This is a genomic window from Candidatus Poriferisocius sp. (assembly GCF_965202595.1).
GTDB lineage: Bacteria > Actinomycetota > Acidimicrobiia > Acidimicrobiales > Bin134 > Poriferisocius.
In genome coordinates, this window is the sequence record NZ_OZ241836.1 from 211096 (window position 1) to 230244 (window position 19149).

Here is a 19149-nt window from a genome sequence, read left to right on the forward strand (position 1 = left end):
CCGTGGTCCTCGCGGCCAACAGCGATATCTGGCGGTACCAACCCCATGTCGAGGTCTGGATCATCCTGCTGGCCGGGGTGGCCATGGCCGGGTACGCCCATCGGGTCATCGCCCCCAAGGCGGCTCCCCCGGGCCAGGCCCCGTTCACCCGCCGCCATTTCTGGGCCTTCGCCGGGGCGCTGGTGCTGCTGTGGGTGGCCGGGGACTGGCCGATGCACGACATCTCCGAGGAGTACCTTTACTCGGTTCACATGGTCCAGCACCTGATCCTCACCCTGGTGGTGCCCCCGCTGCTGTGGTTGGCGATGCCCGAGTGGCTGGCCCGGCTGATGCTCAGCGGTGACGGCAGCGTCGGAGTGTGGGTGCGGCGGCTGGCCCGGCCGGTGGCGGCCGGGGTCCTGTTCAACTTCATGGTGGCGGTGAGCCACATACCCTGGGTGGTGAACACCTCGGTGGAAAGCGGCGCTTTGCACTACTTCGTGCACCTGCTGCTGCTGGCCTCGGCGCTGGTGATGTGGTTGCCGGTGTGCGGCCCCATCCCCGAACTGCGGATGGGTTCCCCCGGTCGGATGATCTACCTGTTCCTGATGTCGGTGGTACCCACCGTTCCCGGAGCGTTCCTGACCTTCGCCCAGGGCGCGGTCTACAGCGCCTACGACCACCAGGTTAGGCTGTGGGGCATCGGAGTGCAGGCCGACCAGCAGGCCGCCGGTCTCATCATGAAGCTGGTGGGCGGCATGTACCTGTGGACGTGGATCGGGGTTCTGTTCTTCCGCTGGGCCGGTGCCCAGCAAAGGGCCGATATCCGGATGCGCCGGGTGACCCCCGGTCGAGTTGCTGCCTCCCCGGTCGGTTCCCGTGTCTCCAACGGTTCTCGTGTCTCCAACGGCTCCCGATGATTGATCTTCGCCTGGTGCGCAGCGACTTCGGTGCGGTGCGGGATGCGCTGGCCCGCCGGGGGATCGACCTTTCCGAGCTCCACCAGGTGGCTGCCCTCGATGAGCGTCACCGCGATCTCACCACCCGGCGGGATGCTGCTCGCCACCGGGTCAGGGAGCTCTCCCAGCAGGTCGGCCGGCTGAAGCGGGAGGGCCACAGCCGCGAGGCCGATACCGTGGCGGCCGAGAGCCGCGATTGGGGTGAGCAGCAGAAGGATCTGGCGGCCGAGAGCCGCGAGCATGGTGAGCAGCAGAAGGATCTGGCGGCCGAGGCCGACACCGTGGCGGCCGAGATTCACGGCTTGCTGCTGCGCATTCCCAACCTGCCTGCTCAAGATGCGCCCGATGGGGCCGGCGAAACCCACAACCCGATCCTGCGGGTGGAGAACTTCGAGCCCGACTCCTACGGCGAGCACCAGCGGTTGCCCCACTGGGAGTTCGCGGTCGAGGCCGGCTGGTTGGACATGGAGCGGGCGGCCAAGCTGTCGGGTTCGATGTTCGCCATGCTCCGGGGTCCGGGGGCAGCCCTGGCCCGGGCCATGGTCCAGTTCGGGCTCGACCGCAACGCCGACCTCTACGAGGAGGTCCGCCCCCCCACCCTGGTTCACAGCCAGGTCATGGTGAGCACCGGCCAGCTTCCCAAGTTCGCCGACGATGCCTACTTCCTGGAACGGGATGATCTCTGGGTAATCCCCACCGCCGAAGTGCCGCTCACCTCGCTGGCCTCCGGCGAGGTTTTGGATGAGGCCGAGCTGCCCAAGAGGATGATGGCCCACACCTCCTGCTACCGCCGGGAAGCCGGGGCCGCCGGTCGCGACACCCGGGGGTTGTTGCGGGTTCACGAGTTCGACAAGGTGGAGATCCTGGCCTACGCCACCCCCGAGCAGGCTCCAGCGGTACACGCCGAGATTCTGGAGCGGGCCGAGGCCGCGGTGGCCGAGCTCGGTCTCGCTTACCGGATCGTGGACATCTGCACCGGTGATCTGGGCCAGGCCCACCACCGGTCGTGGGACGTGGAGGTTTACGCCCCCGGTGCCGACCAGTGGTTGGAGGTGTCGTCGGTCTCCTGGTACTCCGACTACCAGGCCCGCCGGGCCAACCTGCGCTACCGCCCCGAGGGGGGCAAGGGCACCCGCATCCTGCACACCCTAAACGGCTCGGCCCTGGCCGTCCCCCGGGTATGGGCCGCCCTGGTGGAAACCCATCGCCAACCCGATGGCTCGGTGGCTGTGCCCGAAGTGCTACGTCCCTACCTGGGACGCAGCACCCTCGGATGATGGGGTGGTTGTTGATTCCCGGTCGCGCCGGGGTCGTAAGCGCACCCAGAGCACCAGGGCCACGATCACCGCGGCCAGCACTTCCCAGAACACCGGCCAGCGCCAGGGATCGGTGAACCAATGGCCCACCCGCTCGGGGATGCCGGCGACGGTTCGCAGGATCGGCAGCACCAGCAGGTTGCCCCGGTACTGAATCGCCTCGGAAAGGGCGTATCCCGCGGCCACCACCACCTGAGCGGCGAGGTGCCAGGGTTGGGGAATGCTATGGCGCAGGAATCGGAGCAGGGCGACCAGCAGCAAGATGGCGATGGCCAAACCGAAGCGGGTGCCGCCCACATCCACTATCCAGCTCTCCAGGCGGGTGGATACCAGGGTGGAGGCCTGCGCCAGCGGGTTGTTGGCGTCGATGTCGTCCTGGAGCAGAACCTGCACCTCCCACCAGCCGTAGAACCCCAGAACCACTCCGGCCACCACCAGGAAACCTCCGGAGATGCGGTTGATATGGGGTAGCAGCCGGCGCATATGGGTGGTGATTCCTGATCGCCCCAGCGCCACTGTGATTGTCAAGAGCGTGATAACCAGCCCCATGCCCAGGGCGTAGGCCAAGAATCGCAGGGTGCCCTCCCACCAGCCGTCGGCGCTGAACGAGCCGCTGACGCTGCCGAAGAACACCGGGCTGGCGCATCCCAGCGACACCACGGCGTAGGACACCCCGAACAGGAACATGGAGGTCAACCCGCGGCTGTCGCCTCCCCTGGAGAGGCGGGGGATGGACAACTTGGGTTCGAAACCGGACAGCATGGCGATGCCCAGAACCACCATGAGGCCGCTGACCACCAGCGTGATCCACGGCCCCCGGTCGGCGATGGTGGAGGTGGCGATGAGCGACGAGGTGAGCGCGCCGATGACACCGAAGAAGGCCACGAACCCGGCGGTGAGGGTGAGCCCCACCAGCAATCCTCGCAGGATGTTGCGCCCCGAATCGGTGCTGTGGTCGGCAGTGTGGGTAACCGCAGTAGACCCCGCATTGCCTCGCAGGATGTTGCGCCCCGAATCGGTGCTGCGGGTGGGGTTGCCGATACCCAGGAAGTAGGCCAGGTAGGCCGGCAGCATGGCGAACCCGCAGGGGTTTACCGCGGCAACCAGTCCGGCTCCGAAGGGAACCGCCAGCTCGACCTCGAACATGATCGGAAGGTTACGGCATTAGATGGGTGTCATCAGGTGGGTGTTGATGTGGCGGGTGATCTGATCGGTGGTCAGGCCGCCGGTGTGCTGGTAGGCGATCTCGCCGGCGGTGGTGATGAACAAGGTGGTGGGCATGCCCAGAATCTCGAAGGCGTTACCTATGGCGGCTCCGGGGTCCAAGCCGGTGGCGTAGGTAACCCCGGTGTCAGCCACGATCTCTTGGGCCCGGGTCCGGGTGTCGTTGGCGGCCAGGCCGACGAATGCAACATCGGGGCGCTGCTGGTGAACCGCCTCCAGGGCGGGCATTTCCGCCTTGCAGGGAGCACACCAGGATGCGAAGAAGTTGAGCACGACCGGGCGGTCCAGAAAGGCTCCTACCGTGGCCGTGCCTCCGTCGAGCAATTCGAACTCCATATCGGCGGGGGAGCCATCGTCGCCGGCCCCCGAAGCGCAGGAGCCGGCGACCATGACGATGAGCATGGCCGTGGCTGGTGCCACCAAGCGGTACCACCCGGCCATCAGGCGGAGCGGAGCCGGTCGCGCAGGTGTTCGGGCACCGGCACCTGGAGGAACTCGTCCTCGGGCCGGAGCACCTTGGCCGGCCGGCCCCGCCGCCGCTTGCTGGTCAGCACCTTGCCGTTGCGGAACAGTTGACCACCCCACACTCCCCACGGCTCGCGCCGGGTGATGGCACCCTCCAAGCACTGGGCCATCACCGGGCACCGGGCGCAGATGGCCTTGGCCTGCGAGATGTGCTGGAGTTCGTCGGAGAAGAAAATCTCCCCCAGTGAGGCGTCGTCGGTGCGGCATGCGGCATCGAGCCTCCAGGGTGCGTTCTCGAAAAGCAGCGCCTCCATGGACTTCTCCTTTCGGGGCGGTGGGATTGTTCGTCCCCATCGGTTGGGATGGGGGCGGTCGTAAATTGAAAAAGCCGCCGGATTGTTCCGGCGGCCTGGAGGAAATTTGATCCTTGTAGGTGCTCTACGTGGATCCTCCCCGAGACCTGATGCCGGTAGTCTTGTGACCGAACGTTCCCGGTGTGGGGTTGATGGCCCAGAAATACTGGCTGACACGGGCTATTTCAGGCATTGCTACGCGCGCGTCGCGGCTGGAGCAGCCGGTAGCGAGGAAGCTCTTGCTGAACATGCCCAATACTCAACAGCCTATGAGCCGCGATGTCAACTCATTTCCCGATCTGGTTGTGCCGGTCGGCCTGGTTTGCCCGATCAACTCATTTCCCGATCGGCCTGGTTTGCCCGGTTTGCGCGATCGGTCTGATCTGGTTGTGCCGGTTCGAGCTCGAAGGTCACCAGGCCATCGGGGGTGATGTCCCTGTGGGCCTCGCCGATCACGTTCAGATGCACGAGATGGGCGAAGGTCTCGCTGGCGGCCATGTCACCCCAGGCCCGTTCGCTGAACAGCACTCGCATGTAGTCCTCGACCGTGGCGCGGCCCAGCCGGGAGCCGGCCTGGCGCAGCACATCCAGACGTTCGTGATGGTGCATGCAGATGTCGTCGGCCCTGGCCCCGATATCGGTGAACGGGTGCCCGTGGGCCGGCAGGGCCACGGTGGTGCTCCCCAGGGTATTCATCCGCTGCAAGGAGTCGAAGAACTCGGCCAGCGAGTCCTGGGTGTCGCTGCGCTTGTCGCTGCGGGTGTCGCTGCGCCCGGCAATATGGGGGGTGATGGTGGGCAGCACGTGGTCGCCGGAGAACACCACCCCGTGAGCGGGGTCGTAGAGGCACAGGTGATCGCCGGTGTGGCCCGGAGTATGGAGCGCCACCCACTCCCGCCGGGCCAGGCGGATCATCTGACTGTCAACCACCGTCACGGTGGGGGTGGGGGTCCGGAACCAGCGGGCGTTGAAGTTGCCCATCCTGCGGAATCGCTGGATCTGTTCCCGGCGGGGCGGCGTTCGTCGGGTGCCCCAGGGGGTGGGTCGGCGGAAGGTCTCCTCGATTCGCTCCAGGATCTCCTCCTCCGACGCGCCGTCCTCGGCATCATGGGTTTCCGCGGCCTCCTCGCTATCCCACAGCGGGGCGAAGCTCTCGTGGGTCAAGATATCGGCCCCGGACTCCTCCCTCAGCCGCTCGGCCCCCCCGAAATGGTCGAAGTGGGAGTGGGTGATGATGGCGGTGTGGACATCGCCGATCTTGTAACCGGCCCGGTTCAGCCGGTCGACCAGGGCGTTCCAGGAGTCGGGGCCCGGTAGGCCGGGATCTACCACCGCCACCCCCCGCTCATCCTCCATGATGTAGCAGTTGACATGGCCCAGACCCGGCAGGTCCACCGGCAGCATTGTGCGCAAAACCCCGGGTGCTACCTCGGCGATGTCGGTGGTGGCCTCCTCCTGCTCCTGCTTGCGGGGTTTGCCGGTCATTGGCTGGTTCCTGCCTGTTCCTGCTTTTGAGGTTCGCCCGTTCCCGTTTGGGGGCGTAAAAAGTTGTCGCGGTAGTGGCGCAGCTCGGTCAGGCTCTCGCGGATGTCATCCAGGGCCCGATGGCCCTTGGCTTTTTTGGGGGCTCCCCGGTAAGCCGGCGGGTTCCACCGGCGGGCCAGCTCTTTGACGGTGGAGACATCTATTGAGCGATAGTGCAGGAAGTTCTCCACATCGGGAAGCTGGGCGGCCAGGAAGCGGCGGTCCACGCCGATGGAGTTGCCGCACAGCGGGACGGAGCGGGGTTTAGCTATGTGCATCTTGAAAAAGGCCAGGGTCATCTCACCGGCGGCTTCCAGGCTGAGTGTTGACGTTGTGATCTCCTCCAGTAGACCGCTTTTGGTGTGCATTTCCGCCACCACTGGCTCCATGGATGCCAGAACTTCCGGGGGGGCCGACACCACCAGGTCGGGTCCTTCCGCCACCAGCTCCAGGTTGTCGTCGGTGATCAGGCTGGCGATCTCCACGATCACGTCGCGGGTCGGGTCCAACCCTGTCATCTCCAGGTCGATCCATGCCAGCATCCCGGGTTGACCCTAGAGCCTGGCCGGAGCCGAACCTGAGTCGGCGGGATTTAGCTAACCTCACCGCCGTGTTGGAGATACCCATTGTTCGCAGCAATCCCGATCTGCCTCTTCCCCGCTACGCCAACGAGGGCGATGCCGGTGCCGACCTGGTGGCTTGTGAGGATGTGGAGTTGGCCCCGGGTGGGGGCCGGGGCCTCGTGCCCACCGGAACGTTCATTGCCATTCCCGAGGGCTACGCCGGGTTCGTGCAGCCCCGAAGCGGTCTGGCCCTGCGTCACGGCGTTACCTGCTTGAACACTCCGGGGCTGATCGATTCCGGCTACCGGGGGGAGCTGAGGGTTCTGCTGGTCAACACCGATCCGACCGAGCCGTTCACCGTCCGCCGCGGCGAGCGGATCGCCCAGCTCGTGCTGCAAAAAGTGGAGCAGGCCAGCTTTGTCGAGGTGGAGGAACTGCCCCCGTCGTCACGAGGTTCGGGCGGGTTCGGTTCCACCGGCCGTTGAGGTTGTGGTTTTTGCGGGTGCAGGCGTTGAGGTTGTGGTTTTTGCGGTTGCGACTGTTGAGGTTGGTTGCGGGATGCAACCTGTGGTTTTCTGAAGCCAGAGGCGATGCCGGTCCGGGTCCAACTTCCATGAGTCCACCCGTAATCCGACCGTGGCCTCGAACCAGTCGATCCTGCCGGGGCGGATCGGGAAGTTGGGTTCAGGGTTGATCCGGGCCTGGATGGTCATGATCCCGGCCTTGCCCCGATAGCTGAGGGTAATCGAGTCGCCGCTCCGCTCCGGATCCAGCAGCAGCACCATCGTTGCCTCCATGACCAGGCTCAGGTCGGATACCTCACCGGTAGCGAATCCCAGCAGTCGAGCAATGTGGGTGGCCGGGGTGCGAGCCATGGTGCTGTACTCGGGGGCCGCAGGCAACCGGACTCGCACGTCACCGTTCACGGTTTTGAGTTTGCCACCTTTGTTGGGGGTTGTGGCGGGTTTTTTGTGGGGGGTACTTGCGCGGGGGGGGGGGGGGGTGTGTGAGAGTGTAGTGGAGTAGTTATTCGTTTTGGCTGGGGCTTTGGGGTTCTGGTCGTTTCAGGAAAGGGTGGCTTCGTGATGGTTGACCGGTTTGGTTTCGGTTGGGTGGGGTTGCGCCGGTTTGGTGGGCCTCTGGTTGTTTTGGTGTTGTTGGGGTCGGTGTTGGTTTCGGTGGGGGGTGTGGTTGCGCAGGGGGGTGTGCCGGCGTATCCGTTGTCGCCGAAGGTGGAGGTGTTGGGTGGTGGTCAGGTTCGGTTGTCGTGGGAATCACCGGGGTCGGGTGAGGTGCGTTATGAGTACATGTTTTCGCAATCGACTGATGCTGGGACCACGTGGGTTCCGCCGGTGGACAGGGTGGTGGATACTTCTACGGGGTTAGCGCCTGTTTCGGGGGATCGTAGTGGGGTTGTGTGGCGGCCGGTGCCCGGGGGTGGGGGTGCTCGGTCGGTGGTGGTGTCGGGTTTGACGGTTGGTAGCAGGTACCGGTTCTGGGTGCGGGCGGTGAACGCTGCGGGAGCGGGCAAAATTCGGGGTATTGGTCGGTCGGATGGGTATTTGATGTCTGGTGTTGCGCCGGTGCCGGCGGCTTTGCGGGCGGTTCCTGGGGATTCCCAGGTGGAGTTGAAGTGGACCAAGGCTCGGGGTGAGGTGGTGGGGTCGGGGTTTGCTACTATTTTGCGGTACGAGTACGCGATCAAACAAGGTGATGGGGGTTGGTCGGCGTGGTCGCCGATACCGGATTTGATTTCGAACAATGCGGTTGTGGCGGCTGAGGATCGCGAGTCGTTCACGGTCACGGGTTTGACCAACGATGTTGGGTATTCGTTCCGGGTGCGGGCGGTCAACAAGCATGGCAACGGTGCCACCGGTATGGTGGGGCCGGTGGTGGTAGCAGGCGTGCCGGGGGCTCCTCGTGGGTTTGTGGTGATGCCGGGGGATAAGTCGGCGTTGTTGTCGTGGCAGCCGCCGGGGGTGGTTGGCTCGCCGATAACGGGTTGGGAAGTCCGGTGGACGAGTTCGGGTTACAGCGATCTGGGTAGCGCGGCGTGGCAGAGGGTTCCTGGTGGGGCCGGGGCCAGGTCTTATTATGTGAGTGGTTTGGATAATACCAAGAGTCATTTGTTTGAGGTGCGGGCTGTCAACGCGTTGGGTGGGGGTTTGGGGGCGCGTTCCGGGTTCGTGTATTTGGGTGCGCTGCTGGAGGTGCCTGGTGGGTTTAAGACGAGGAAGGTGATGGAGTCGTCGGTGACATTGGGGTGGGACCAGCCGGCTAATTTAGTTAGTGGTGGTGGTAGTGAGGGGTTTCGGCGTTATGAGTATTCGGTGTGGGCTGGTGATGGTGATTGGGGTGGTTGGGTGGCGATACCGGGTGACTACGCGACTAGTTCGTTCACGGTTCCGGGTTTGATGGCGGGCACCGGGTACCGGTTCAGGTTGCGGGCGGTGAATAGTGTGGGTGCGGGTGCGGTGGCTGAGACGGGTGTTGTTTATCCGGGTACGGTGCCGCCGGCGCCGGCGGTGGTTGCGGAGGTGGTGTCGGATTACACTATAGGGTTGCATCAGGTGGTTTTGTCGTGGACGGGTTCCGATGGTGGTTCCCCGGTGACGAAGTGGCAGTTGAAACATGCGACAACGGTGGACGGGTTGACCAGCGCGTCGTGGCATGATTTGTGTGATAACACAGCGGGGGCGGATCCGACCTGTGGGGGGTTGTTGACGGTGACGCTGCCCAGGAATCGGACTTTTGATTACAAGAATGCAACTAGCTGTTTGGTTGTGTTGTGTGTGGGGAGTTTGAAGGTGGGGGATCATTATTTCGTGTTGCGGGCGCAGAATGCCAGGGGTGTGGGTTTGGAGTCTGGGGTTGTGAGGGTGAATATCGCCAAGGGTGTTCCCTCTATGGCGACGACGGCGGTTTTGAGGGGTTATACTGATGATCCCCGCACCAATGGTCGCCCTCACATGGGGGTAAGCTCTCCTGTGAGTTATCTTCATGGTGGTAAGCGTTTGCGGTTTGAGTATTCGTGGAAGGTCGGTGATGGGCCGTGGAGTGGATGGGCTACTCAACAGGGTAGCTTGAGTAGAGCTACCGAGACTTTCGATGAGGTCACTTTCCGGGTTGGGGAGACTTACACGTTCAGGACCCGGACGGTGTCTGATTTGGGGGCGGGTTATGCGGTCGAGTCGGAACCGTTTGTGTTCGGGGCTCCGCCTTTGCCCGGTGCTGATGGTTGGACGGGTTTTGCTTTGACGCGTCCGGAAGTGTTGGCGGTGCCGGGTAATGGTCAGGTGAAGTTGAACATCGTCCGACCCAAAGCGACGCTTGTAAGACGTGCTGATGGGTTTGTGGTTGGTTATGAGAATGCTTTCACCGATACCGATGGTACTTATGATGACACGGTTTGGGAGTATTCGTATCGTCCCGCCGGGGGTGAGTGGTCGCCGTGGGCGGTGTCCAATACGGGTCAAAGGTTCGCTGATCGGGCTGGGAACAGCGCCGATGTGGCTGGCGATGGGATCACGGTGTCGGGTTTGCGCAATGGGGTGGCTTATGAGTTCCGGGTTAGGGCGCTGAACCGGCACGGTACCGGTTGGTTGGTGGGTCCGGTGTTGTATTCCAACGGTGCCGGTTTGTACAACAAAGCCGGCGATGTTTACCCCGACAGGGTAGCCATACCAGGTGTGGCACCCCCCGCCCCCGCAGGGTTGACGGCTGTTGGTGGTGATGGTCAGGTAACGCTGTCGTGGATGTCGGTGGGTTCGGGGGGTCCGCCGATCATCCGCTGGGAGTACATAAAACAGGAACGAACCGCGGGTAGTACAACGTTCGGTGATTGGGATGGAAATTGGACTCCGGTTCCGGGTTCGGGGCCGTCTACGACTTCGGCGGTGATAAAGGGTTTGACCAACGGCTCGACGTACCGGTTCCGCCTGCGGGCGGTGAACGCTTTGATGGCCTTCGACAGCGAGGGTGTTTTGGAGACTGTGACTACCTCTGTCAACAAGGGTGCGCAGGCGCAGTCGTTGCCGGTTACCCCTGGCAATACGCCCACTGCGCCTCGCCAGGTGCGGGTGGTGCCCGGTGATGGTGAGGTGAGGGTCTCTTTGTTGGCCCCGCAGAGTGGTTCTACGGTTTTGGGTTACGAGGTTCGGACGCGTCGCAGCGGTAGCAGCAGTTTTGATGCGTGGCAATCGCTGGGAGCTCGCATCACCCCACCGGCCCGCCATTTGGCCGAATCAGTTGGTGTGCCGGTGCGGGGTTTGGTCAATGGGTTGGCCTATGACTTTGAGGTGCGGGCGGTGAACCAGTTCGGTGCCGGCCCCGCCGCAGGCGTGGTCGGCCCGGTAACACCAGTGGGCGCACCGACAGGCGGTTCGCTGCGAGCGGTTGCTGGTGATGGGCAGGTTTCGTTGTCGTGGGCTGCGGTGAACACGGGGGGTTCTGTGGTTACGGGTTGGCAGTACCGCATGAAAACCGATGGTGGGGGTTACGGTTCATGGACCGATGTCACCGGTGGAGCAGCAGCGCGCAGCCTGGTGGTGGATGGTTTGGGCAATGGGCGGGCCTATGCGTTTCAGGTGCGAGCCATAACCACCGATGTTCAGGTGATTGGGGCGGCGTTCGAGTCCACCCCGGTCACCCCCTCAGCGGTGCCCCCCGCCCCCACAGTGAAAGCCACCGCTGCCAACACGATGCTTACTTTGAACTGGACCGCTGTTGATGGTGGGGCGGTGGGGGAGTCGTCGTGGGCTGCTGCGGTTACCGGGTGGCAGTACCGGATGAAAACCGGCACCGCTGGTTACGGGGCTTGGGTTGATGTGCCTGCCGCTACCACCACCCGCGACATCGATGGTCTCACCAACGGTGTTGCCTACACCTTTGAGGTCCGAGCGCTGAACAGGATTGGTGCTGGTACTGCCGTTACCGCCACGGCGACACCGGCGACGGTGCCTGATGCGCCGGCCGTTACCACCACGGCTGGTGACAAGACAGTGACAGTGAACTGGACACCGGGTGGTGATGGGGGTTCTGTGGTGACGGGTTGGCAGTTGCGCACCGGCGATGCCGAGTGGGCCAACTACCCTGCGGGCACCACTTCGGTGCCGGTTCAGAATCTGACCAATGGCACTACCTACACCTTTCAGGTCAGAGCCCAAAACGATATGGGCAACGGTGCTGTTGGGGTTGCTACTGCAACCCCTGCTACCACTCCCGCTGCACCCACGGTTACTACCATGCCTGGAGACGGCACCGTGACTTTGTCGTGAACACCGGGCACCGATGGGGGTTCGGTGGTGACGGGTTGGCATTTGCGGGTTGATGATGGTGAGTGGGTGGATTTGACCGGGATGGGTTTGGGCGCTGATGCCACCTCGGTGCCGGTACCCAACCTGGTCAATGGCACCAGCTACACCTTCCACATACGAGCCCAAAACGCAATGGGTGCCGGTGCTGTGGCCTCGGTGTCGGCGACACCTGCTGCGGTACCGGCTGCTCCCAGCGTCACAGCGACGGCCACCGATGGGACCGTCACCGTCACTTGGATGGCGGGTGCCGATGGTGGTTCTGTGGTGACGGGTTGGCAGTGGCGCACACGGGTCGGGAGCGCCGGTTTCGGTGAGTGGGCCGATGTCGGTGCGGCCACGATGAGCACGGTCATAACCGGTACTAATACTGGTACCGGTCCGGTGACCTATACCTTTGAGGTGCGGGCCGTCAACGCAGTCGGTGCCGGTCCCGCGGGCACATCGTCCACCGTCACCTCCGGCGACGATGCTCCTGGTGGTGATACCCCCAGCGATGAGGTTTATTACTCCGGTCCGGTCACCGGTCCGAGTTTTTGTGCGGAGTTCTCTTTGGGTGGGGCCCGCTTGTTCGCTTTGGACAGCGATGGTGACGGGGTGGCCGACACCTGCTCTTTGCCGTATACCCGGCGTGAGGCGATAGCCCGGAACAACGCGGTGATTACCCTGGCCAACCGGTATCCCGATTTGTACCGCCGACTCGTCAACGCCGAATGCGCCAACCAACCCGGTAGCGGGGCTTGTGGGGGTGATGAGTTGGCTGTGCCGGGGTTCCCGCCGCCCAATGACGGGGGCGCCTACTACTCGGGGACCATCACCGGCCCCTCCTACTGCGCCAACCGCTCTTTGGGTGGGCCCACCACCTACCCGTTGGACAGCGATGGTGACGGTGTGGCCGATGTCTGCTCGTTGCCCTACACGCGGCGTGAGGCCATAGCCCGCCAAAAAGCCGGCGACACCCTGGCTGCCACCTACCGCGACGAGTACAGGGCCGCCCTTGCTGAGGAGTGCCGCCGCCTGGGTCGCGGCAACTATGGCGACAGCGTTGCCGATCTGAACAACGACATCTGCAACAACTAGCCAACCAACCTCCACCGGCCCCTGCCGGGTAACCCGCCGGGGTAACCTGGTTTGGTGCTTCGTGTTGGCCTGATCGGCTGTGGTGCCATCGGATCGGTGGTGGCTCGGGAACTCTCGGCCGGAGCAGTTGGTGGGGTGGGGTTGACCGCGGTTTTGGATCCGGTCACTCAGCACCCGCTCAAGGTGGGTGATCTGGGTTCGCTGCTCTCCCTGTCGGATGTGGTGGTGGAGGCCGCCGGCCACGCCGCGCTCCGGGAGAACGGGGTGGCGGTGAGGGAGTCGGGTACCGATCTGCTGGTGGTGAGCATCGGTGCGTTGGCCGATGAGGATCTTGAGGCCGAGTTGCGAGGAGCCGGGGGCGGTCACCTGTTCTTGAGTACCGGTGCCATCGGGGGCTTGGACATCCTGCGGGCGGCCATGCTCCTGGGGCCATTGGAGGAAGTGTTCATCACCAGCACCAAGCCTGCGGTGGCGCTGAGCCGGCCGTGGATGGATGCAGCCATGCGGGATGCTCTGGCCAGTGGGTCCGAGCCGGTCGAGGTGTTCAGCGGCACGGCCCGTGAGGCTTGTGGCCGCTTTCCCGAATCGGCCAACGTGACCGCCACCCTGGCGCTGGCCACCGTCGGTTTCGACCGGGTGCGGGTGCGCATAGTGGGCGACCCGGCAGTCACCGGAGTGCGTCATACCGTGGGCGCGGCGGGTGGGGCCGGCAGGTACGAGCTGTCGTTCGAGAACGCCGCTTCCCCCGGCAACCCTCGAACCAGCGCGGTCACCGCGTACTCGGTGCTTCGAGCCCTCGGCGACATTCGCCGCCCCGAGGTTTCATTTCTCTGAGCCACCGCCGGCGCGCTTTGTACCAAGTTCGCTACCAGGCTCGCCCCGGTATCAAAATCCAGTGGTTGCCGGTTTGATAAGGTGAGCCTGATCACAGTCGTTTTATTGACTGCTCCCCCATGGGGTAGCGGCTGAGGAGGGGCCTTGCCTGGAATCGACCTTGAAACCCAATTTGTTTTCAACACCTTCGCGTTCTTGATCTGGGGAGCACTGGTCATGTGGATGTGCGCGGGCTTCACGATGCTGGAGTCCGGGGCAGTGCGCACCAAGAACGCCTCCATGATCTGCCTGAAGAACATAGGCGTATATTCCATTGCCGGATTGGCCTACTTCTTCATCGGCTACAACCTCATGTACGTGGATGTCGGCGACCTGATCGGCTCGTTGGAGTTTCTCTACAAGTCCAGCTCCGATGAGATCGCATTGCTGGGTGGCTCGGAGAGTGCAGTGGCCGATGTGGTGGATACGGGATATTCCAAGATGTCGTACTGGTTCTTCCAGATGGTTTTTGTAGCCACCACCGCCTCCATCGTCTCGGGTGCCATCGCGGAGCGGATCAAGTTGTGGTCGTTCTTCTTGTTCACCTTGATCCTGACCGCGTTCATCTACCCGATTGTGGGTTCGTGGACCTGGGGCGGAGGATGGCTTGCTGAGGAGGGCTTCTATGACTTCGCCGGCTCATCCATAGTTCACGGCACCGGTGGTTGGGCCGCCCTGGCCGGCGTGATCGTGGTGGGGCCGCGGCTCGGCAAATTCAAGCGCGACGGCAGCGTGAAGGCCACCCCCCCCTCCAACGTTTTGGTGGTAACCCTGGGGGTGTTCATCCTGTGGTTCGGGTGGTTCGGCTTCAACGGTGGCTCCCAGCTTGCCCTGGGGAGCGCGTCCGACGCGGTGGCCATCAGCAACATACTGGTCAACACCAACCTGGCCGCGGCTGCGGGGGTTATCGCCGCCCTCTCCCTCTCGCGGCGCCTGCTTGGTCGCACCGACCTGTTTGCCGGTCTGAACGGGGCAATCGCCGGGCTGGTGGCGATCACTGCGAGCCCGGAAATGGTCAACCACTGGTGGGCCGTTGTCATCGGCGCGGTTGGTGGGTTGCTGTGCACCATGGGCATCAAGCTCTTGGAGAAGCTCAAGCTGGACGATGTGGTTGGCGCGGTTCCTGCCCACCTCATCTCCGGCATCTGGGGCACCTTGGCGGTTACCATCAATGGCGACATCGGGGCCCGGTTCCACATACAGCTTCTGGGCATCGTTTCCATTGGGGCGTTCGTGTTCGTGGTTTCGTTCTTGGTGTGGAAGGTCTTGGATGTCCTGCTCGGGCTGCGGGTGTCACCCGAAGTCGAGCGCATGGGCCAAGATGTCGGGGAGCTCGGCCTCGAGGCCTACCCCGAGTTCGTGCTCATGCCCGAACCGTTCGACGAGTAGCCCCTGGGTGGAAGACCGAAGCCTGGGTGGAAGGCTGAATCCTGGGTGGAAAACCGAAGCTACCGGCCGGTAGGGCCGAGGCTCAGGTGCAGGGCTCAACCGGAGCCACGGTGGGGAGCCGGCCGGCTCTCATGGAGGTAACCGTGGTGCCGTTGGTTTCGAAGATTACCCGGTACTCGGCATCGGCCTCGTCAACGGGAACGTACTGGATCGAGTTGCCGTTGCCGTCAGGGTAAGGAGTTTTCAGCAGTCGAGCCCCGAACAGCTCATCCAGTTCGGCCTCGGTTTTGCCCACTCCGGCTCCCGATCGGGTGGTGATGGTGGCGTTGGTTATGTCCACTCGCTCGATGGTGTTGTTGTGCACCGTGAACACCACGCCCGAAGGTCCGTTGGCGGGGGCGACCAGGTAACAGGCACCCTCCTGGTCCCCCGTCCATTGGGTGGAGACGGCCTCGGCCGCGCTCTGCGGGGTCATGCCGAAGTAGAGCCCGCCGAGGCCCACGGTGCTGAGCTTTGACGAGCTACCGAAGGCCGGCTGGCTCAGGTCGATGGGCTCAGGCCGCTCCAACGGTTCTGGCGTTGCCTCGGGAATCGGTGTGGGCTCCTCGACCGGGGTGGGGGTGGGTTCCTCAATTGGGGCGGGGGTGGGTTCCTGCTCGTCGGGATCCTCGCCGGCCGGAGTTTGATCCACCGGTTCGGGGGTGGTCGCCGGTTCGGGTGCCTCCTCGGTACTGGTAGCGGTAGGGGTGGGCTCCTCCGCCGAGTCGTTGCCATCGCTGCCGCAGGCCATAAGCACGATAACCAGAAAAGCGAACAAAGCAATCGAACGACGCATAACTTCATCGTAGTAGCTGGAGTGACATGTACGTGAGTAGGCCGCTTGGGACTCGAACAGGATGCCTTAGCGGTAGGCCGCTTGGGACTCGAGTGGAGCGCTTGAGAAGTAGGCCGCCTGGGACTCGAACCCAGCACCTTGAGATTAAAAGTCTCCTGCTCTACCTGATGAGCTAGCGGCCCATCGTTACTGTATCGCCCCAGTGCGGTGATGGAATCGGTAATATGACCGGGGTGGAAACCTGGGAGTCACTTTTGGGTGAGGTGGAGGGCGAAATTGTCGATGTGGAGGCGGTGCTTGCCGACCTGGACGACCTGGATGCCCTGCACAACCGGGTTCGGGCCGCGGAGGACGATGGGAGCATCGACCACCGCCCCGTTCTGAAGAACTGCGCCGCCCGGCTTCACAGCAGGTCCGACACCGGAACCTGAACATCCACGCCGTCGAGGGGGTGCACCCGTTCGCCGGCCACCAGCGAACCGGGGTGAGCCGTCACCCACCGGCCGCTCATGTTCGGAACCCGCCCGTTGGCGCAACCCAGGTGGGCTTCCAGGCAGTGGATAACCCCACCGTGGGTGACCACGATTGCCGACCGGGGGCCGATCACGGTGGCCAGCCGCCCGAGGCCGGCCATGATCCGAGCTGACAGGGCTTCGTCATCCTCCCAGCCCGGCGGTCGCCGACCGGTTTCCAGGTATCCGGGGTAGCGCTCTTCTATCTGGTTCCGGGTCAGCCCGGAGAACTCCCGGACATCTCGTTCGATCAATTCGGGGACCAGGATTGGCGGATCGCAGCCCCACGCCTGGGCGATGATCGCCGCGCTGGCGCGGGCCCGTTGCAGGGTGGATGTTGCCACCATGCCGGTCGGTTCGAGACGGGCGGCCGCCTCGGTTGCCTGCTGCCGGCCGAGGTCCGACAGCGGGGGATCGGCTTGACCCTGCCAGCGCCGCATGGCGTTCCAGGTTGACTGCCCGTGCCGGAGCAAAAGAAGGCGAGCCACGCTATCCACGGTAGTGCCCGCCGCTCCGGGGTGACTCGACCAGGCCGGGGATTGGATTGCTCCGGGGCCACTTGACCAGGCCAGGGGATTCGACCCGGTTGGGTGTTATGCCCAGGCCGGGGGATTCGACCCGGTGGGGTCCCGGTGGGGTATTGCCGTAAACTTGGGCTCATGGCCACGTTGCGGCTGTTTGCTCAGATCAGGGAAGCGGTGGGTACTGGGCGTGACGAGGTTCCGGGGGCCACCGTCAACCAGGTGCTGGCCGCGGCGGTTGATCGCTACGGCCCGGCGTTTGCCGAGCAGCTTCAGATTTGCCGGGTATGGCTGAACGGCCAACCCGTCACCGGCTCCGAGCCAGTGAGCGATGGCGATGAGGTGGCTGTGCTGCCCCCTGTCTCGGGTGGGTAACCTGATCCCATGACCCGGCGGGTGGCGATCTTGTCCCTGCATACCTCCCCCCTGTCCCAACCCGGTGAGGGTGACAGCGGGGGCATGAACGTGTATGTCCGGGAGATGGCGGCGGCGCTGGCCCACTCCGGCAACGAGTGCCGGGTGTATGTGCGCCGCGGGCGCGGCGGCCAGGCCGATGAGGTGCCCATCGAGCCGGGGGTGACCGTGGTTCATGTGGACGCCGGGTCCCCCGATCTGGGCAAGGAGGAGCTTCACGAGGTGGTGGACCGGTTCGCCGATGGCGTGCTGGCCGATTTGCAGCGGCAGGGAGATCCCGATGTGATCCATGCCAATTACTGGCTGTCCGGTGTGGCCGGTCACCGGATCAAGCACGCGCTGGAGGTACCTCTGGCCGTGACGTTCCACACGCTGGCCCGGGTGAAATCGGCTACCGGCGACGCTGAGTCCGAGCGCCGGGCCCGGGCCGAGACCGAGGTGATCGGTTGCGCCGATGTGGTTATAGCCTCCTGCGAGCCGGAGGCTCAGCAACTGCGGAGTTTCTACGACGCCCCGCCCGAGCGGATCGAACTGGCCGCCCCCGGAGTTGAGCATGCCCTGTTCTCGCCCGGTGATCGGGAGGGTGCTCGTAGAGCCCTCGGCCTGGGTAGCGGCCCGGTGCTGCTGTTCGTCGGCCGGATCCAGCCGCTGAAACGACCCCTTGTCGCGGTGGAGACCATGGCCTGCCTGGCCCGTGAGGATGCTCGGCTGCTCATTGTGGGAGGCCCCAGCGGCCCGGAGGGCAACAACGAGTACCAGCGTCTGCGGGGCCGCATCCAGGCCCTGGGTTTGGAGGATCGGGTGACGTTGGTGCCCCCCTGCCCCCACCACTGGCTGTCCACTTACTACCGGGCCGCAGATGTAGTGCTGGTTCCCAGCCGGAGCGAGTCGTTCGGGTTGGTGGCTCTGGAGGCCGCGGCCTGCGGAACCCCGGTGGTGGCTGCCCCCGTCGGCGGCCTGCGCGCGGTGGTTGACGACGGTCGCACCGGTTTTCTCGTGGACGAGGCTGTGCCCGAAAACTTCGCCAACCGGGTGGCCGCGCTGGTGGACAACCCGCTGCTGGCGGCGGAGATGGCCATGAACGCGGCCGAGCGAGCCCGATCCTTCTCCTGGGCCGCCATGGCTCGGTCGTTGGGGGCCGTCTACCGAAGGGTCGAGTCCCGAGTACCCGTCTATTGCCAGTGATTTATTGCCAATGACGCGGCCTGGTGGTGTTGATCTGTGGGGTTGTCGATGACGCGGCCTGGTGGTGTTGATGTGTGGGGTTGTCGATGACGCGGCCTGGTGGTGTTGATGTGTGGGGTTGTCGATGACGCGGCCTGGTGGTGATACCGGCGGCAATTTGGCGCTGACGGTTGAGGAGTTGGCTGCGCTGGGGTCGGCCATCGACGCGTGGCTGGACGATCAGCTCCGAACCAATCCGACCGTGTTGACGGTGGACCGGGGGGAACCCGGCCGGCACCGCTGGTACGTGCGGATGGTGGGGGAGGAGAAGGCGGTGTCAACCGTGTGGTTCACTCTCGGCCAACGCCAGTTGCACTGCGAGTGCTACTTCATGCCCGCCCCCGAGGAGAACGAGGGCCAACTGTACGAGTACCTGCTGCGCCGCAATCGTGATCTGGCCGGGTTGCGGTTCGCCATCGGTGTCGAGGATGCCGTGTTCCTGGTTACCGAGTTGCCGGTCCACGCGGTGACCGAGGCCGAGATGGATCGCATTCTGGGTTCGTTCTACGCCTACGTGGAGAGGTGGTTCCGTCCCTGCATGCGCATCGGCTACGAGTCACGGTTCAACCCTTAACATCTTTAGTTGATTTTCATGTATTTTCAGTA

19 protein-coding genes and 1 tRNA gene are annotated in these 19149 nt (G+C 64.2%); 11 read left to right on the forward strand and 9 right to left on the reverse strand.

Going from position 1 to position 19149, the window contains the following annotated elements:
* The first annotated feature begins 2 nt into the window (after nt 1–2).
* Together ACOGXC_RS01350 and serS are read left to right on the forward strand one after the other, a co-directional pair.
* A complete protein-coding gene (locus ACOGXC_RS01350) occupies nt 3–899 on the forward strand; it encodes a cytochrome c oxidase assembly protein (protein ID WP_419918937.1) in 897 nt (298 codons plus the stop codon).
* The gene (gene serS / locus ACOGXC_RS01355; RefSeq protein ID WP_419918938.1) at nt 896–2215 is read left to right on the forward strand and encodes a serine--tRNA ligase; all 1320 of its coding nucleotides are present in this window, start codon (nt 896–898) and stop codon (nt 2213–2215) included. The genes ACOGXC_RS01350 and serS overlap by 4 nt, the downstream gene beginning before the upstream one ends.
* Here the strand turns inward: serS and ACOGXC_RS01360 are convergent.
* The 5 genes from ACOGXC_RS01360 to orn form a co-directional block, all read right to left on the reverse strand.
* A complete protein-coding gene (locus ACOGXC_RS01360) occupies nt 2180–3400 on the reverse strand; it encodes a cytochrome c biogenesis CcdA family protein (protein ID WP_419918939.1) in 1221 nt (406 codons plus the stop codon). The two genes, serS and ACOGXC_RS01360, sit on opposite strands and share 36 nt — an antisense overlap.
* 18 nt (nt 3401–3418) lie before the next feature.
* On the reverse strand, nt 3419–3898 hold the full coding sequence (locus tag ACOGXC_RS01365; protein ID WP_419918940.1) for a TlpA family protein disulfide reductase: 480 nt from the start codon (nt 3896–3898) through the stop codon (nt 3419–3421).
* A gap of 20 nt (nt 3899–3918) precedes the next feature.
* Entirely contained in the window at nt 3919–4257 is a 339-nt protein-coding gene (locus ACOGXC_RS01370) for a WhiB family transcriptional regulator (RefSeq protein WP_419918941.1), read from the reverse strand.
* Nucleotides 4258–4626: 369 nt separating this feature from the next.
* On the reverse strand, nt 4627–5781 hold the full coding sequence (locus ACOGXC_RS01375; protein WP_419918942.1) for an MBL fold metallo-hydrolase: 1155 nt from the start codon (nt 5779–5781) through the stop codon (nt 4627–4629).
* Nucleotides 5778–6362 (reverse strand): oligoribonuclease, encoded by a 585-nt coding sequence (gene orn / locus ACOGXC_RS01380; RefSeq protein WP_419918943.1) that lies wholly within the window; start codon nt 6360–6362, stop codon nt 5778–5780. Before orn ends, ACOGXC_RS01375 begins: the two co-directional genes overlap by 4 nt.
* Nucleotides 6363–6430: 68 nt before the next feature.
* Between orn and dut the strand changes: the two genes are divergently transcribed.
* The gene (dut, locus tag ACOGXC_RS01385) at nt 6431–6868 is read left to right on the forward strand and encodes a dUTP diphosphatase (RefSeq protein ID WP_419918944.1); all 438 of its coding nucleotides are present in this window, start codon (nt 6431–6433) and stop codon (nt 6866–6868) included.
* On the opposite strand, the gene ACOGXC_RS01390 is transcribed toward dut, so the two are convergent.
* On the reverse strand, nt 6830–7309 hold the full coding sequence (locus ACOGXC_RS01390) for a hypothetical protein (protein ID WP_419918945.1): 480 nt from the start codon (nt 7307–7309) through the stop codon (nt 6830–6832). The genes dut and ACOGXC_RS01390 overlap by 39 nt on opposite strands.
* Before the next feature lie 261 nt (nt 7310–7570).
* Here ACOGXC_RS01390 and ACOGXC_RS01395 point away from each other — a divergent pair, with 261 nt between their 5' ends.
* The 4 genes from ACOGXC_RS01395 (at nt 7571) to amt (ending at nt 15037) form a co-directional block, all read left to right on the forward strand.
* Nucleotides 7571–11659, forward strand: coding sequence for a fibronectin type III domain-containing protein (locus ACOGXC_RS01395; protein WP_419918946.1), 4089 nt, complete (start codon nt 7571–7573; stop codon nt 11657–11659).
* Between the two features lie 27 nt (nt 11660–11686).
* A complete protein-coding gene (locus ACOGXC_RS01400; RefSeq protein ID WP_419918947.1) occupies nt 11687–12775 on the forward strand; it encodes a fibronectin type III domain-containing protein in 1089 nt (362 codons plus the stop codon).
* Between the two features lie 54 nt (nt 12776–12829).
* Nucleotides 12830–13609, forward strand: coding sequence for an aspartate dehydrogenase domain-containing protein (locus tag ACOGXC_RS01405; protein ID WP_419918948.1), 780 nt, complete (start codon nt 12830–12832; stop codon nt 13607–13609).
* 144 nt (nt 13610–13753) lie between these two features.
* Nucleotides 13754–15037 carry an ammonium transporter gene (gene amt / locus ACOGXC_RS01410; RefSeq protein ID WP_419918949.1) on the forward strand — a complete coding sequence of 428 codons (1284 nt, stop codon included), beginning with the start codon at nt 13754–13756 and terminating at the stop codon, nt 15035–15037.
* 82 nt (nt 15038–15119) lie between these two features.
* On the opposite strand, the gene ACOGXC_RS01415 is transcribed toward amt, so the two are convergent.
* On the reverse strand, nt 15120–15872 hold the full coding sequence (locus tag ACOGXC_RS01415; RefSeq protein ID WP_419918950.1) for a hypothetical protein: 753 nt from the start codon (nt 15870–15872) through the stop codon (nt 15120–15122).
* 109 nt (nt 15873–15981) lie between these two features.
* Nucleotides 15982–16054: transfer RNA gene (locus ACOGXC_RS01420), tRNA-Lys, on the reverse strand.
* 42 nt (nt 16055–16096) lie between these two features.
* Here ACOGXC_RS01420 and ACOGXC_RS01425 point away from each other — a divergent pair.
* Complete coding sequence (locus ACOGXC_RS01425; protein ID WP_419918951.1) at nt 16097–16303, forward strand: hypothetical protein; 207 nt, start codon at nt 16097–16099, stop codon at nt 16301–16303.
* On the opposite strand, the gene ACOGXC_RS01430 is transcribed toward ACOGXC_RS01425, so the two are convergent.
* On the reverse strand, nt 16276–16872 hold the full coding sequence (locus tag ACOGXC_RS01430; RefSeq protein WP_419918952.1) for a histidine phosphatase family protein: 597 nt from the start codon (nt 16870–16872) through the stop codon (nt 16276–16278). The two genes, ACOGXC_RS01425 and ACOGXC_RS01430, sit on opposite strands and share 28 nt — an antisense overlap.
* A gap of 171 nt (nt 16873–17043) precedes the next feature.
* Here ACOGXC_RS01430 and ACOGXC_RS01435 point away from each other — a divergent pair, with 171 nt between their 5' ends.
* The 3 genes from ACOGXC_RS01435 (at nt 17044) to ACOGXC_RS01445 (ending at nt 19117) form a co-directional block, all read left to right on the forward strand.
* On the forward strand, nt 17044–17280 hold the full coding sequence (locus ACOGXC_RS01435; RefSeq protein WP_419918953.1) for a MoaD/ThiS family protein: 237 nt from the start codon (nt 17044–17046) through the stop codon (nt 17278–17280).
* A 9-nt stretch (nt 17281–17289) separates the two neighbouring features.
* Nucleotides 17290–18504: a glycosyltransferase gene (locus ACOGXC_RS01440; RefSeq protein ID WP_419918954.1), complete on the forward strand. Its 1215-nt coding sequence runs from the start codon at nt 17290–17292 to the stop codon at nt 18502–18504.
* 124 nt (nt 18505–18628) lie between these two features.
* Complete coding sequence (locus ACOGXC_RS01445) at nt 18629–19117, forward strand: YbjN domain-containing protein (protein WP_419918955.1); 489 nt, start codon at nt 18629–18631, stop codon at nt 19115–19117.
* The last annotated feature ends 32 nt before the right edge of the window (nt 19118–19149 follow it).

Coding starts and splice junctions, on each gene's coding strand:
- serS (WP_419918938.1), top strand. CDS start 896: ATGATTGATCTTCGCCTGGTGCGCAGCGACTTCGGTGCGGTGCGGGAT.
- ACOGXC_RS01360 (WP_419918939.1), bottom strand. CDS start 3,400: ATGTTCGAGGTCGAGCTGGCGGTTCCCTTCGGAGCCGGACTGGTTGCC.
- ACOGXC_RS01370 (WP_419918941.1), bottom strand. CDS start 4,257: ATGGAGGCGCTGCTTTTCGAGAACGCACCCTGGAGGCTCGATGCCGCA.
- ACOGXC_RS01375 (WP_419918942.1), bottom strand. CDS start 5,781: ATGACCGGCAAACCCCGCAAGCAGGAGCAGGAGGAGGCCACCACCGAC.
- orn (WP_419918943.1), bottom strand. CDS start 6,362: ATGCTGGCATGGATCGACCTGGAGATGACAGGGTTGGACCCGACCCGC.
- ACOGXC_RS01415 (WP_419918950.1), bottom strand. CDS start 15,872: ATGCGTCGTTCGATTGCTTTGTTCGCTTTTCTGGTTATCGTGCTTATG.
- ACOGXC_RS01425 (WP_419918951.1), top strand. CDS start 16,097: ATGACCGGGGTGGAAACCTGGGAGTCACTTTTGGGTGAGGTGGAGGGC.
- ACOGXC_RS01435 (WP_419918953.1), top strand. CDS start 17,044: ATGGCCACGTTGCGGCTGTTTGCTCAGATCAGGGAAGCGGTGGGTACT.
- ACOGXC_RS01440 (WP_419918954.1), top strand. CDS start 17,290: ATGACCCGGCGGGTGGCGATCTTGTCCCTGCATACCTCCCCCCTGTCC.
- ACOGXC_RS01445 (WP_419918955.1), top strand. CDS start 18,629: ATGACGCGGCCTGGTGGTGATACCGGCGGCAATTTGGCGCTGACGGTT.